16 protein-coding genes are annotated in these 13,226 nt (G+C 64.5%); 10 read left to right on the top strand and 6 right to left on the bottom strand.

Going from position 1 to position 13,226, the window contains the following annotated elements:
• Positions 1 to 30 precede the first annotated feature (30 nt).
• The 3 genes from AB0B50_RS03950 (at position 31) to AB0B50_RS03940 (ending at position 2,554) form a co-directional block, all read left to right on the top strand.
• Positions 31 to 852 carry a hypothetical protein gene (locus tag AB0B50_RS03950; RefSeq protein ID WP_362325164.1) on the top strand — a complete coding sequence of 274 codons (822 nt, stop codon included), beginning with the start codon at positions 31 to 33 and terminating at the stop codon, positions 850 to 852.
• A gap of 297 nt (positions 853 to 1,149) precedes the next feature.
• On the top strand, positions 1,150 to 1,812 hold the full coding sequence (locus AB0B50_RS03945; RefSeq protein WP_362325161.1) for a hypothetical protein: 663 nt from the start codon (positions 1,150 to 1,152) through the stop codon (positions 1,810 to 1,812).
• A 58-nt stretch (positions 1,813 to 1,870) separates the two neighbouring features.
• Complete coding sequence (locus AB0B50_RS03940; RefSeq protein ID WP_362325158.1) at positions 1,871 to 2,554, top strand: 2'-5' RNA ligase family protein; 684 nt, start codon at positions 1,871 to 1,873, stop codon at positions 2,552 to 2,554.
• A 39-nt stretch (positions 2,555 to 2,593) separates the two neighbouring features.
• On the opposite strand, the gene AB0B50_RS03935 is transcribed toward AB0B50_RS03940, so the two are convergent.
• The 3 genes from AB0B50_RS03935 to AB0B50_RS03925 form a co-directional block, all read right to left on the bottom strand.
• A complete protein-coding gene (locus AB0B50_RS03935; RefSeq protein WP_362325155.1) occupies positions 2,594 to 3,166 on the bottom strand; it encodes an SMI1/KNR4 family protein in 573 nt (190 codons plus the stop codon).
• 310 nt (positions 3,167 to 3,476) lie between these two features.
• Positions 3,477 to 4,373, bottom strand: coding sequence for a hypothetical protein (locus tag AB0B50_RS03930; RefSeq protein WP_362325152.1), 897 nt, complete (start codon positions 4,371 to 4,373; stop codon positions 3,477 to 3,479).
• Positions 4,370 to 5,482 carry a hypothetical protein gene (locus tag AB0B50_RS03925; protein ID WP_362325150.1) on the bottom strand — a complete coding sequence of 371 codons (1,113 nt, stop codon included), beginning with the start codon at positions 5,480 to 5,482 and terminating at the stop codon, positions 4,370 to 4,372. The genes AB0B50_RS03930 and AB0B50_RS03925 overlap by 4 nt, the downstream gene beginning before the upstream one ends.
• A gap of 459 nt (positions 5,483 to 5,941) precedes the next feature.
• Here AB0B50_RS03925 and AB0B50_RS03920 point away from each other — a divergent pair, with 459 nt between their 5' ends.
• Positions 5,942 to 6,787, top strand: coding sequence for a glycoside hydrolase domain-containing protein (locus tag AB0B50_RS03920; protein ID WP_362325148.1), 846 nt, complete (start codon positions 5,942 to 5,944; stop codon positions 6,785 to 6,787).
• A 78-nt stretch (positions 6,788 to 6,865) separates the two neighbouring features.
• On the opposite strand, the gene AB0B50_RS03915 is transcribed toward AB0B50_RS03920, so the two are convergent.
• Positions 6,866 to 7,219, bottom strand: coding sequence for a hypothetical protein (locus tag AB0B50_RS03915; RefSeq protein WP_362325145.1), 354 nt, complete (start codon positions 7,217 to 7,219; stop codon positions 6,866 to 6,868).
• 186 nt (positions 7,220 to 7,405) lie between these two features.
• Here AB0B50_RS03915 and AB0B50_RS03910 point away from each other — a divergent pair, with 186 nt between their 5' ends.
• From AB0B50_RS03910 to AB0B50_RS03890, 5 genes are read left to right on the top strand one after another with little or no spacing between them, the layout of a single operon-like run.
• Positions 7,406 to 7,777: a hypothetical protein gene (locus AB0B50_RS03910; protein WP_362325142.1), complete on the top strand. Its 372-nt coding sequence runs from the start codon at positions 7,406 to 7,408 to the stop codon at positions 7,775 to 7,777.
• Positions 7,770 to 8,192: a DUF6093 family protein gene (locus tag AB0B50_RS03905; RefSeq protein WP_362325139.1), complete on the top strand. Its 423-nt coding sequence runs from the start codon at positions 7,770 to 7,772 to the stop codon at positions 8,190 to 8,192. The genes AB0B50_RS03910 and AB0B50_RS03905 overlap by 8 nt, the downstream gene beginning before the upstream one ends.
• On the top strand, positions 8,189 to 8,590 hold the full coding sequence (locus tag AB0B50_RS03900) for an HK97 gp10 family phage protein (RefSeq protein WP_362325136.1): 402 nt from the start codon (positions 8,189 to 8,191) through the stop codon (positions 8,588 to 8,590). The genes AB0B50_RS03905 and AB0B50_RS03900 overlap by 4 nt, the downstream gene beginning before the upstream one ends.
• Before the next feature lie 5 nt (positions 8,591 to 8,595).
• A complete protein-coding gene (locus AB0B50_RS03895) occupies positions 8,596 to 8,826 on the top strand; it encodes a hypothetical protein (RefSeq protein ID WP_362325133.1) in 231 nt (76 codons plus the stop codon).
• Entirely contained in the window at positions 8,823 to 9,269 is a 447-nt protein-coding gene (locus tag AB0B50_RS03890) for a hypothetical protein (RefSeq protein WP_362325130.1), read from the top strand. The genes AB0B50_RS03895 and AB0B50_RS03890 overlap by 4 nt, the downstream gene beginning before the upstream one ends.
• A 36-nt stretch (positions 9,270 to 9,305) precedes the next feature.
• On the opposite strand, the gene AB0B50_RS03885 is transcribed toward AB0B50_RS03890, so the two are convergent.
• Both AB0B50_RS03885 and AB0B50_RS03880 read right to left on the bottom strand, forming a co-directional pair.
• Positions 9,306 to 9,947, bottom strand: a complete 642-nt coding sequence (locus tag AB0B50_RS03885; protein WP_362325128.1) for a DUF6461 domain-containing protein — start codon at positions 9,945 to 9,947, stop codon at positions 9,306 to 9,308.
• 86 nt (positions 9,948 to 10,033) lie between these two features.
• Positions 10,034 to 11,959, bottom strand: a complete 1,926-nt coding sequence (locus AB0B50_RS03880) for a hypothetical protein (protein ID WP_362325125.1) — start codon at positions 11,957 to 11,959, stop codon at positions 10,034 to 10,036.
• 797 nt (positions 11,960 to 12,756) lie between these two features.
• Between AB0B50_RS03880 and AB0B50_RS03875 the strand changes: the two genes are divergently transcribed.
• Positions 12,757 to 13,224, top strand: coding sequence for a hypothetical protein (locus AB0B50_RS03875; RefSeq protein ID WP_362325122.1), 468 nt, complete (start codon positions 12,757 to 12,759; stop codon positions 13,222 to 13,224).
• Positions 13,225 to 13,226 lie beyond the last annotated feature (2 nt).

The following is a 13,226-nucleotide window of genomic DNA, read 5'->3' as shown; positions in this document are numbered from 1 at the left end:
CTCGGGGCTATCACGCCCTGGTCCCTCCCTGTGGGGCTCAGCGGGGCGCGGGCCTGGCGCGTCTCGACCCCCCAGGGACTCACCGACATACGCGTCACCCGCAACCACCTGGACTTCCGCAGCGAAGTCCTCGCCCACCGGACGGCAGTCCACCGCCTCGGCCCCAACCAGGGGCCGCGGCTGACCGCCTTCGAACCGCGGACACGCACCTTGCTGGTCACGCATCCGCGCGGCAGACCGGTCGACGACGAGGCTGCCCTGCACCTGCTCCCGCGCATCCACCAAGACGCCGGCCGCCTGCTCGCCGTCCTCCACGACAGCGTCGAGCAGGTTCCCGATGTCCGCGCACAGAGCGCCCGACACCTGGGCCAGTACACCCAACGCGTCCTGTACCTCCTTGACCGGATCGGTACGTGGCTCAGTGTGGAGGAAGTCGAGAACGTTCGCCGCAGTGCCGCCCGGCTGCAGCAGCAGGGCAACGAGCTACCGGTCGCGTTCTGCCACGGCACGTTCGGGACCGGTTCCTGGCGGTGGAACATCCAACGCCAAACCCTGTCAGTGACCAACGTGGAGCGCGCTAAAGTCCTCCCTGCCATCTGCGACTTCGCGCGTAGCGCCTCCCTGTGGGCCGCACACAAGCACCTGGCCGAATCCTTCCTCACGGCGTACGGACGCCAACTCGATGACGCCGAGCAGCTCCTCCTCTCCGATGCTGCTCTCCTCACCGCTGTAGAGGACGTCCACCACGCGCTCGTCTTACGCGATGGCGATGCTCTCTCTGCTGCTGGAGCGGTCCTCCGCGACACAGTTCGTCAGCGATCATCCATTGACCGCCGGGAGGACTGGAGCTGATGCGGAGTAGCAGCGCGTGGGCCTCGGAGCAGATCGAGGGTTCGTGGGGACAGCGGGGCTTCTGCCCGAACGAACTCCAGCCTCTGAACTATCTCGTTCCTACCACTTCGCGAGGAGGCACATCGTGTTGACCGTGGTGAGCCAGAACTCCAGTACGGGGCAGACAAGGACGGCAGATGGGACGGCATCATCGAGAAGATCCGCGCCAACAAGCTGCAGATCGCTCTTCTCCAGGAAGTTGACTTCCTCGCTGACCTCGACAAGGCCAAGGCGGCAGCGGACGCTCTCGGCCTACAAGTGAAGGTCGCCCCCAGTCGAAATCGAAATACAGCGGTCGCCTGGGACCCGGCCCATCTGGAACTGCTCGGCGTCGAGACCAAGCTCAGCGTCACCGAGATGCATCACGGCTACTGCGCGGCGCGGTTCCGTCCACTGAGTCTGGAGCGCGAGCTGCCGGTGCCACTGGTCGCCGTCAGCACACATCTCACCCCGTACTCAGCGGAGGTCGCCGCTCAGGAAGCACAGCTGCTGTGTGCAAGGGCTCGCCGTTACGGCGGGATCGCGCTGGTGGGCGGGGACATCAACCACGTGCCGCTTGGCGACGAAGAGATCGACTGGACGCGCGTTAAGCCCTACAACCGCGCCTCACGCTGCCACCGCCGGAAGAGTCCCGATGAGCCATGGATAGGGAATCGGGTCGTCGGCGAGACCTTCCGCGATGGGGAGTTCACCGATGTCGCCGCGTATCTCGCCGACAAGCTCGAAGATCGCTCCCTGCGGGAGTGCACCGGCAAGGGTGGTCTGCTGCGTGTCGACCAGGTCCATGTCACGGACTCGCTCGTGCCTGCAATCAAGGACTACTGGCGGGTGGGCCCTGGCGAAGACTCCGACCATTACGGAGTCGGAGTCAACCTCGACTTGGATCGCACCGATCACTCTCAGGCCCACGACTGGACGTGAGGTTGCGACCAACTCATGCGCGGTTGCTGATCGCCGGACGACGCCAAAGGACCTATCAGTGAAGAAGTGGACCCCATCTTTCCAGTCTCGGCCATGGCGGCACGCAATGCACGCCAGGCACGTATACGCCCTTCCGGAGGAAACCGATCATAAGCTGTTGGCGCTGGCAGCGGCCTGTCGTTCCGCGATGTCCTCGTACCCGATCGCCCCGCAGCCCGATGACCTGCTGCACATCACGTTCGCGATGGACACCTCGGTGTCGTCGGATCAGATGAGCCAGCAGGACACCGAAGACTTCGTGTCCGCACTCGAGCAGCGCCTGGTCGATACCTCCGCCTTCACAGTCATGTGCGGCCCACCCATCGCCAACAGTGCAGGGGCTCTGCTGGACGCGTTCCCTAACGAGGAGTTCGACGAGCTCCAGGCCCACGTGCACAAGGCCTTGCTGGACGCCCGCGGTCCTTCATCTGTGCAGTACGAACCGGGTCGGCCACACGCGTCGCTCGGCTACTCATTTGGTTCTGCCGATAGCGATCCGCTTCAAAGCACGCTCCGGAAGATCACGCCGCGCCATGCTCCATGGAGCGTCTCGCGTGTGCATGTCCTCGACGTCGCGTACCACTACGCAGAGGCTGGCAACGGCCAGATGGCCTGGCGCATGTCTTGGGAATCGGTCGCTCAAATCCCGCTGGTTCCCGTACAACGCAGGAACGCTGCATCCACTTCCACTGAGGCTACCTGACACGCACTCTCGAACAGCGTCAATCGGTTCCCTTGGGTATCAGTCCAGGGGCTCTTCGGTCCATACCAGCCATCCAGGGAAATCCGGGTGCCTGTCGGTTACCTCCCACTCCTCGTCTCCTGGCAGCGTTGCAAACCAGGGAGGCGGCGAGGCCAGCAGGTTTCCGACAAACTCAAGTGCCACGGACAGAGAAGCATGCAGTGGATCCTCGCTGCGGAAGTAGCCTTGCTCGATGTCCCAGGAGCCGAGCCGCCCTGTTCTGGTGTCGACCATCATCTTCGCGACGCTCAGCTCGGCTACAGGGACGAGGAACGGCTTGTCCTCTTCTGCCAGGTTCGCGTCGTCGGGCGTCGCGTACTTCAACCAGGTTGCACGGTTCTCAAGGATGCCTTCGATACCGAGGAGCGTGTACCCCGGTGGGAGGATGTCGGTGAGGCCGGAGCCGTCATGCCGTGACAATGACTGCTCGACGTCCTCGGGCAGCCGTACGCCGAGGTGTCCATACAGGCGTTCCAGGTCCTCGCGGGTGCAGGGGCCCGGCAACTCGGGCTCTTCCGGAGCGTGCTGGGCTATCCAGTGCTCGATCTTCGCCCAGGACTCCTGAACCGACATGTGCTCACTCCTCTGCTGTGTCGAGCATTGTTGGACTAGACCACAGTGAAACGGGCGGGCACGCGATTGAACAGGATGCAGCGATGTGTCAAGTTGCAGTTGACTCAATGACCTTCGAGTCGGCTGTCCAAACGGAATGGCACTGCACGGGAGAGCCGTCTGTGAACATGGCGATCAAGCAGTGCGGACAACGTGACGCATGAGACTGAACGGAAGATTCAGCTCCCTACTGGCGGATGGCACGTTCAAGCCGGATTGCGGCTGCCCCTCCATGCCCACGGACAGTGGGCATCTCTGCCACTTTAAGCGGTCACAAACGGTGCCTGCTGAGGTCACCGCTCGCGGGAGGCCTTGTAGGCACAACGGCCCGGGTGATCACGCCGAGGGTGGCCCAGTCGCACAGAACTGGCACCCTTGTGGACAAGAGGTCAGCCACCCTATGGATCTCTATCGCCTTGAGCAGAGCCGTCTCGCCGTGCGCTCCTTGTCGGGTCTTGAGGCTGTCGAGTTCCTCCTCCGACAGCTCCAGGCATTCGACGCTGCGCTGCGTGGCGAGCAAGTTGGACTCCGGACGAAAGCCCATGCCGCGCAGCTGGTCCTCATGAATGGCGAGACCAAGGTCTGAAGTCAGTTCCTGTAGAGCCTGGGTGCGCTTGCCTTCATCACGGTAGAAGGCGATGTCCCGGTCTACGGTCGGCAGTTGCAGTGGGAACAGCGTAGGCGCGGTGGCTTTGGGTTGGGCGGCGATGCTGTTGGGGCTGCGGAGGAGGACGATTTCGCTGTCGGTCCAGACTTGGCGTCGCACGCAGATGACGAGACTGAGTGTGTTGCTCCGTCCGACGACCAGCTCATTGGTGAGGTGATGGTCGGGGTGACGGATGCGAGCATTCAGTGCCCACCACTGGGCGTGTTCGTCGTCGGGGTTGCGGAGGGCCCACTGAGTTGTCGCCGCATCGAGGGTTCGGTCTGCGTCACGCAAGGCGTCCCTCCAGTACTGGTAGCCGGTGTTGCGCGTGACCGGGAGTGGCACTTGGCGTTGGCCGCCCTCGCGTTTCCAGCCGCGGTCGAGGCGCTTCAATGCGGCGGCGGCTGCCTCGGCTGGGGTGTGCGCGAGCGGGACGGCGTTCTGTGCGGCCCAGGTGCGTGTGGGTTCGTCGGGTGTGATCATCCGCAGGATGAAGCGGTCACATGCGTCCTCGAGGTTCACGGGCCCCCCGATTTCAGCAACGACGGGACGTCGGTCTCCGGAGTGGAGTTGAGGATGATCTCGTCGGCCCAGGCGTACGCGTCATCGAGCCATCCAGAGTCCTCGTCGGAGGCGGGAGTGCCGTCTACCTCGTGCGGGATGAGGACGACGAGGCGTCCGGTTGCGCTCTGCCAGCCGTCCTTGAGTGCCGCAATGGCGTCTTGCTGCCACTGCCCACCAGGTTCCGCGCCGGCCAGCAGCACGGAGGCGCTCCAGGAGAGAGGCATCAGCTGGCCTGCGTAGACGACGGCGAAGAACTGGTCCCACTCCGGCTGCGGCTCCAGATCCTCGGGCCCAAGGTCCGCCGCATCGCGGCGATCATCGAAGCTGACCTTGAACGATGCGGGTGGTTCGGAGCAAAGGTGCTGGCTGTCGTGGATGGTCCAAGTGACGGAGCTCAACCGTCCGCTGCGCCCTCGGTGTTCGGTGCCGGTGACGAGGACCTTGGTGCCCAAGAGCGGGGCTCCGCTGGCGGGTAGAAGTAGCCTGTCAAGGACTTGTGTGAGGCCCTGCACGCTGTGCTCGAAGACGGTCTTGCCTGACGCGACGTGGGCGCGGTCGCCGCCTGATGCGTCGTAGGCCGTTAGCTCGTCCGCGGGCAGGGTGTCCTCGTAGGGGACGCCATGCGGTGCCTGGAGAGCGGCCCATCGCCGCCAGATCCGTCCTTCCAGTGGAGCTCGGCCTGAGAATCCGTGGCGTTCGCTGACGACGGCTTCGAGGTCGCTCTTGAGGAGTTCTTCCAAGCCGGGTGTTCCTGTGTATTGGCCGTGGTCATCTACGAGTTCATCAAGTCGGCTTCTATACAGCTCGGTGATCCCGCCTTCGACGGTGGTCGCGCCCTGGTCGAGTGGTCCGGGCAGCAAGGCCGACAGGTCTTCGTGCAGCAGTTGGGTATCGAGCAGCCGATAGCGCACGGCCCAGTGGGCGATGTCGTCGATTGCGGTGCCGTCATCTACCGCGATGAGTGCGTAGATCAACGCGAGTACGTCACGCTGTGCTCCGTCCAGACCACGGAGTTGACCGGCGCGGGCGCGGGCGGCTTCCCAGTGCGGTACGACGCTGTTCAGCATGTCGGGATCCTAGCCAGCAGGCCGAGTACGCAAGCGTGATGAGGCGGAACGGGCAGAGTGGGTTACTGACAGTCTTGGTGTCTTGATCGCCTTGCTGGTGAGGGAGTACCTGGGGTGCCCCCTCCCCCGCGTGCTGGTGATTCGGAAAACTCCCCGCGGGGCCCTTGAGCAGCACCTTCGTGGCGACCATGTTTCGAGCAGCAGCCAGCTTGCTTTGGATAGGACGTGACTCACGGTACGGCAGCCGAGCTCGGTGCCCGGTTGCGTTGGCTTTCATCGGCAGTCTCTTGATCGGATTCAAGAACAGCGGCTGATGCGAGTCGTTCGGATCGGGAGGCCGGCACGTTCCTGGTGAGATCTGCACCACGACCACCTCAGCACCCCCCGCGCCGGACATATCCTGCAGCGATCAGCGACAACAGAAGTGTGCACCAGTGCACATCAAGGGGTGGGGACCGTATGTTCGGGAAGGCGCGCAAGCCTGCGCACCGGCTGTCCAAGAGAAACCGCTACATCGCCTGGGGCGCCGCGGGTGCCACGATCGTCGCGGGTGGCGGGGTCCTCGTACAGAGCGCGTCAGCAGGTACGGCCATGCCTGCGAGGAAGACGTACACCGGTCGTGCCTTCGACACCTGCACCGCTCCCTCGGCCGCCGCGATGAAGGCGTGGCGCACCGGGTTCTACGGCGCGGCCGCCGTCTACATCGGCGGCAAGAACCGCGGCTGCGCCCAGCCCAACCTCACCGCGTCCTGGACGAAAAAGGTCACCGCCCAGGGGTGGAAGCTCATCCCCCTCTACGTGGGCGCCCAGCCGTACTGCCAGCGGGGCTCCAGTCCGGAGAAGCTGACGGCGGCCAACGCCTCCTCCCTCGGTGTCACCCACGGCAAGGACGCTGTGGCCAAGGCGTCCAGGCTCGGCATGAAGGCGGGCAGCGCGATCTACCTTGACATGGAGCCGTACGACATCGCGAACGCCTCGTGCAACAACGCGGTGCTCACGTACGTGCGCGCCTTCACCAAGACCCTGCGCGCCAAGACGTACCGGGCCGGGTACTACGGGTTCAGCAGTTCCAGTGCGAAGGCCGTGGCCACCGCTGCCGACCGCACCGATCTGCCGGAGTACCTCTGGTATGCGAAGTGGGACAAGGTCAACACCACGACCAGTGACTGGCCGTGGTCGAAGTCGCTGTACACGAACCACAGCCGTGGCCACCAGTACATGGTTAACAGCAAGGAGAAGCGCGGCGGTTACACCATCACCGTCGACCGCAACGCCTGGGACGCACCCGTGGCCATCATCGGCTGAGCGCGATGGCGCTCGCACGGCCCCCTACCTGGTGATAGTGAAGGGACCACCTGCTTTGCCATAACATCCCTGGCCTCGCTACATGTTGGCCACGGGAATCGTGTAATGCAGGCCCTCGAAGGCTTGGAGGAGCTTCATCTCCATCGGCCTCGTACCTGCCGCGCCTTCCACGGAAGGTAAGTAGAGGCAGGTGCCGCCACGGGCGGCAATCCACTCATAGCGTGAGTAGAAGATGGAGCCGTCCTTGTCTACCTGGCATGCACGGGCGTGGTAGCGGTGCACCGCTATGCGCTCCTTGAGATTACCTGTCTCTCCGATGTAGCCGATGGACGACTCTGATCGGGGGTAGGGCAGCCTTTCTCCACCCAGGACGAAGACGTAGACCCCAGGGGCAACTGGCGCAGGAACCTCTTCCCCGCCGAGAAGATCCACGAGGTTGTTGAATGGTCCCCAACCTTCCTACAAAAGTACGTTGTTGAGTATGTAGAGAGAGTCATGCACGCTCGTTCCCCCTCGCTTCGACAACAAGGCCGGGACTGTACTACGGAGCACTGACAGAGGCGCCCGGCCCTCATCTGCCCCGGGGGCCGTGCGTTTCGCGCACCTAAGGTCGTCGGCATGAGCACCCTGCCCTCTGACGCCCGTCATGTCCGTATCGCAGCCTTCCCTGGCGAGGCAGCGACCATCGAAGTCGACGGGCATTATGTCGCCTCTTCTGTGGAGGCGTACCGGATCACGCAGACCGTCGATGAGGGCCCCGAGGTGACGCTGTACGTGGTGCAGGGCTGGAAGGGCTTTGAGTTCGACGGCATGGCCGACGTCGTCGTGGAGCCCGCAGACGTTCGGCATGTGGTGATCGGCTTCCTGGATGCGGTGGACGGGCAGAAGCTCGACGAGGCTGTTCTCGCCCGTGACGACCTGGACGGGAAGCCGGGCGAGTTGACCCGCGGCATGCTCACTCAGCTGAGGGAGTGGGCAGCGAGTGCTTGATCAGTCGGCACTGGCCCGGTTCGCGGAACGTCATCTGATGCCGGACAAGGTGCGGGTCGCCCGGAGCAGCGGCGAAGACGTGCTGGATCCAACAACCGGTGATCTCATACCGGTTCCGCCTGTGATCGTGTACGAGAACAAGGCGGGCTTGTACGCCCATCAGGAGCGCATCCGCGGAAACGGCGCTGGGCAGGACAGTGCGTGGGTCGAGGAGGTCCGGGCCGGCTACCGGATGCTGCTGCCTCTGGATGCACCCGAGGTCTGGGAGAACGACACCGTGCTGGTGGTCGAGGCGCGCGACGAACAGGCCGTCGACCGTATGTACCGGGTGACCGCTCAGGGCGAGGTGTCGTCCTTTCCTGTGCTGCGGACCGTGTGGTTGGAGGAGCACAACCGGAAGCCGGTGACGCGGTGAGCGGCGGCACAGTCACGCACCCCGACCAGTTGGCTGCGGCCCTTACGCGCGGCGGGAAGGCAGCAGTGGCTGCGGCGGATACGGTGATGCGGCATAACGCGAAGGCGCTGGTTGTCGAGGTGCAGCGCAATGCATCGGGTCGTCCTGGCCCTCGGGTGATCACGGGCCGGTACCGGGCTTCGTGGCAGTCCGACGTACACCGGGCAGGGCCGGTGATCGTTGCCGAGGTCGGCACAAACGCCCCGCAGGGCCGCCGACTTGAGTTCGGGTTCGTCGGGGTCGACAGCAACGGTCGGCACTACAACCAGCCCCCCTTCCCGCACCTGGGGCCCGCCGTCGCAACGTTCGGGCCGCTCCTCACGCGGGAGTTGGGCGCGGCGATCGCGAGAACCCTGTGAGCGATATGACCACCGATCTTGAGGATGCTCTGTCTGGCGTGCTGGCGGATCACGAGCGGGGTCTGCTTGCGCGGGCTGTCGTGGTGGTCGAGGTCTTTGATGAGGATGGGGAGCGCAGCTTGTCCATCCTGACGACGCCCGGGGTGATGGAGTGGGATGCGTTGGGCCTGTGCCGGTACGGGGTTCTCAGTGTTGAGGGCCCGGCGGCCGCCTACTTTGCTGGAGGCGACCTGTGATCGACCGGGCTCGTGTCACGGACGCCGTACAGGCGATGCTGGCCATGGCGACGGGGAAGCCGTGCGGGCGTGGCCGTCTGCCGCTCATCGGTGGAAAACCTGCGGCGTTGCCGTACACGGTGCTCTATCCGCAGGGCGGTCCGGTCGGCGGGGCGCCGCTGGCGGACAGGTCGGAGGATGCGCGTCTCGTATACCAGGTGACGATCGTGGCGGCACGCGCAGATCAGGCCGAGTGGCTCGCTGACCGCGTGCGGCAAGCCTTCCTCGGCCGGACACCAGAGGGCGCGTGGCTGTGCACGATCGAGGCGCTGGCGGTGGATGTGTGGGGGCGTGAACTCCTGGCCGACGAAGGTTTGGATGAGGCTGGGGCTGGTGACGCCGTCGTGACCGGAGTGCAGCGGTACGAACTGGCGGTCACAGGCCGAGTTGCCAGTTGCCTGTAGCCGCCGAACGGGTCGGATATCTGAGCACGCTCGAGGTCACCAGGAAGACGGAGGTGAGGTGCGGGTGATCACGGCGGGAAGCTGCCCGTTCTCGATCACCTGCCGTGGTAGTGACAGCCCGAAATACTCACCGGCGACCTTCAATACGCGGCGCTTCTGTTCGAGAGGCGACAGCTCTTCGTCCTCGCCGAGCAGCTCATCGAGGGAGTCTTCCGGCGGGATGATTCCCGCCGCTTCCAGCGCCGGGCGCAACAGGTCGGGCTGGGCTCCGACGGGGTCGTAGCCGAAGCCCAACTCGAAGTGCAGTTGCAGCTCACCCTCGGCGAGGTAGGTGAAGAAGGAGGGCGGGTCGTCCGGCCGTGGGTCGAAGATCAGCACCTCGGCACCGCGGGACGTTGCCGGGTCCAGGGCCCAGCCTTCGCTGCCTACGCATTCGACGATGAACGACCAGTCGCCGCTTTGGCCGATGCGGCCGACGCAGTAGATCTGCGTGAGGTCGACCATGCCGTGGGCTTCCTGAATGGTGAGGGCGGGCCCGACCTCGACAGGCTCATGGTCGGCCATGCGTTCGGCCAGTTGCTGAGGGCTGAGGCCGCGGGCGCAGGTGATGTACAGGTCGGTGGCGCTCGGGCTCGTGCCGCTCCAGGCATCGGCGATCCACGCCAAACTTTCGGCCATTGCTGCTTTCTCCTTCCGTGCACAATGTGGGGCTGGTGGGGCACAACGGGAATCGGTGCTGTGCCCCACCAGCGGTCAGCAGCCTGTCACGGCTTGGGAACCTTGCAGGCCACGGTCACCTTGGACGCATCGCAGTGCGCGAACTGGGGGAAGTCCACCCAGTACGGGTCCTTGTCCAGCAACCGGTACTTGCCGGAGAAGCCCGAGCTGAACGCTCCACCCATCGAGGTGGAGTTGATCCATCCCGACATGGCCGAGCGGCCACACACTTCCTTCCATGTCGGAGCAGCCTCGCGGACGTCGTCGTACAGGTGCCATTCGCCCTGCTTAACTCGGGTGGCGTAGGTCTGCACGCAGTCGTTGCCGGTGTCCACCTCGTTCATGCCGCCCATGCCGGCGGGCATGCCACCGGAGTTGTAGGTAGAGGCGTAGGCGAACTCGTCGCACGACGGCTTGTCGGTCGGACTGATCTCGGGAACGGTGGTGGCGTCCGGGTTGCCGTAGGTGGCCGCCCACTTGTCAGGGCAGATCACCTTGCGGTTGTCGTCAGGGTCGCGGCCGGGGGCGTTCTTGTCCTTGGCAGGCAGGTAGAACAGTGGCTTGTTGGCTGCCTTGCTGCCGGGGTGGGTGGGCAGCTTGGACTGGATCAGCCAGGCATGCGCGACGGCCGGCGGCGTCTTGTCGAAGTTCATCACCCACGTCGGAATGTACTTGTGGAAGGCGCACCCTGGCGTGTCAGAAGAAATCTTGTCGCAGCGGATCTGCGCACCATCGGCCTGCCACCGCATGGCGGCCGGGTTTGCCACCGGCGCGTAGGCGGTGATCTTCGGGGATAGGTCGAGTGTGTCGGCCTTATTCGCCGCGTTCCAGGTGTGGTCGATCTTGCCGACCGCCGTGTGCGCGAGCGGATCCGCACCCACCCAGACCAGCGCCCCGTCCCACGACTGCGGACCGTTCGAGCACCGGTCGGCCTGGAGGCAGTCGAACTCCACGTTCAAGGTCACCGACCCGAACTTTGCATCGATGTCGATCGGCACGAGAGTGAGCTGCTGGGTGAACGTTGCCGAGGTCCCCGACAGCTTCACCTCTTGGCCGACGGCCCAGGTGGCATTCAGAATTTCACCGGTGGGCTTGCCGTTCTTGTCGACGACGCGGCCCTCGTACTCGTACTTGAAGCTGCCAATGCACGCCTCATACCGCTTGACGTGCGAGTTAGCGAAGCCCTCGCACCAGTCGACCAGGTGAGGCAGCCCAGCCCTCGCCCGGCTCGTGCCCTTGGTGAGGGCGTCGCGGATCTTCTTGCTGTCATCCGGCACCAGACGCGAACACGGCTGAATGGCCGTCTTCTTGTTCAGCTCACCACAGCTCCAGCCCTCCGAGGCGCTACGACCGATAGGCGGCACAGTCGGAAGCGCCGGCTTCACCTCCGGCTGGGCAATGACCTGCGGCCTCTGGTGATCGTCCTGATTGACCGCCGGCGCGTTCTTGTCCGGCTCGGGCAGGGTGATGCTCACCGCCCGGCCGCGGGTGTGGAACTTCGCCCATGACGACCAATCGGTTTCGTACAGGGTGCCGTCGTAAGCACTGGTGCGGAAGGCGTAGGTGGTGTTCGTCTTCAAGTCGCCGTATCGGAGCGTCACGGACGCCTTTCGGCCGGACGTCACGAAGTCGGACACCACCACACCGTACGTGGCGGGTTTGCCGGTATCAGGGTCGGTGAGTTGGACCTGGCTTTTTGGATTGCCGTTGGCATCCGTCGTGTAGACCTGGAAGGTCAAGTTCGCAGTGTCGTCGTCGGCGTCGGTGACGGTGTTGCTGAGCGTGACGGTGGTGCGATTGACCTGCCACACACCGGCCGAGTCCTTGGTCGACGGTGGACCGGCCTTGAGGTCCTTGCCGGAGACAGGCCGGTTGTTGTTGGCCCTGGCGAGGGACTCCGGACCTGCGGCAGGCCGGGAGGACGGCGCATAGTCCCACTCGGGAGTGCCATCACCACTGTCGGCTGCGGCCACGCCGCCGGATCCCAGGAGCAGGATCGAGCAGGCGCCGAGAGCGAGTTTCGACCGTATGCGTCTTCTCTTGGAGCTTCCTAACAAGAGGAGTTTCCCTTCTGGCCGCGCCCGTATGTCCTGCCGAGCGAGGCTGATCGGTTGCGATTCGTCGCACTGGCGTTTCTATGAGTGCCTGGCGTAGGCGGCAAGGCCGTCAAATCAGGGTGCATGCCGTGAACTGGATGTGGCGGATGTGAAGCTGGACACAGTTGCGCACCATGAGGTGATGATTGCGTGGGGACATCATGAAGGTGCATGAGTTGTCTTGAGGGAAGACCCGAGGTTCAACATCGAAGCGGCATCGGCGGATTCAACATCCACGCACCGGCCAGATCACGTGTGGCGTCCAACTCCACGTCCTGGACACCGACATCGCACGAACCCGCTGGCTACAGGCCTGAACGATGCCCCTCGAAAGCAGGGCAGTGGGCCCACGTCCTGGCTTCTGGCGAGACTTCCTGCATTGGCTGGCTCTATTGGCTCCGCGAGGCGTTGGTTCAACGCTCACCAGCAACCGCAAGTTGGTCTGACCGTTGACGGCAGTATCGTGATCTCTGTGCGGCTGTTCGAGGTCTTCTTAACCGTCTGAGCTGGCTTGCATCCTCACCGCGGAGGCCCACGCGGACGCCCAACCACCTTGTGGTGCGGGCCGGTTCCCCGACAGTGCGTCGAGGGGCGGGGCCTCCTATGTGGTGTGTGGCTGCCGTCCCGGAATCGGACAGCAGACCTTGCAGGTAAAGAAGTTTTCCCGGCGCGGAGTGACCCGCGTCCTGTGGCTCCAGCACGTCAGCGACTCGGGCCACGTACCCACTCGCGCCGAGCTGACCGCCGGCACCGACCTGACGGACGCGATCGCGGCGATCGACGGCTGGACGCTATCGAACCAAGCCATCGAGACCCCCGATCTGGGTTCGACGTTCGAGTCGAAGATTCCCGGCACCGACCAGGCCGACGACTCCTCCCTCGGCTTCTACGAGGACAAGGTGTCGGACGAGATCGAGCAGCTGCTCAAGAAGGACGACACCGGTTGGGTCGTCTTCCTGCGCAAGGGCGACGTGGCGGGCTCCCGGTCGATGGATGTGTTCCCGGTGCGGATCGGGTCGCGGTCACCGAACTATTCGACGGACAACGAGGCCGCGAAGTTCACTGTGAACTTCTCGATCACAGAGAAGCCGACCCAGGACGCTGCTGTACCGGCTGCCGTGCCGCCGAAGGTCGAGAAGTGATG

This window comes from Streptomyces sp. NPDC041068 (genome assembly GCF_040647455.1).
GTDB lineage: Bacteria > Actinomycetota > Actinomycetes > Streptomycetales > Streptomycetaceae > Streptomyces.
The sequence above is the reverse complement of the archived record's forward strand: the minus strand, read 5'-3'. Positions and strand labels throughout refer to the sequence as shown.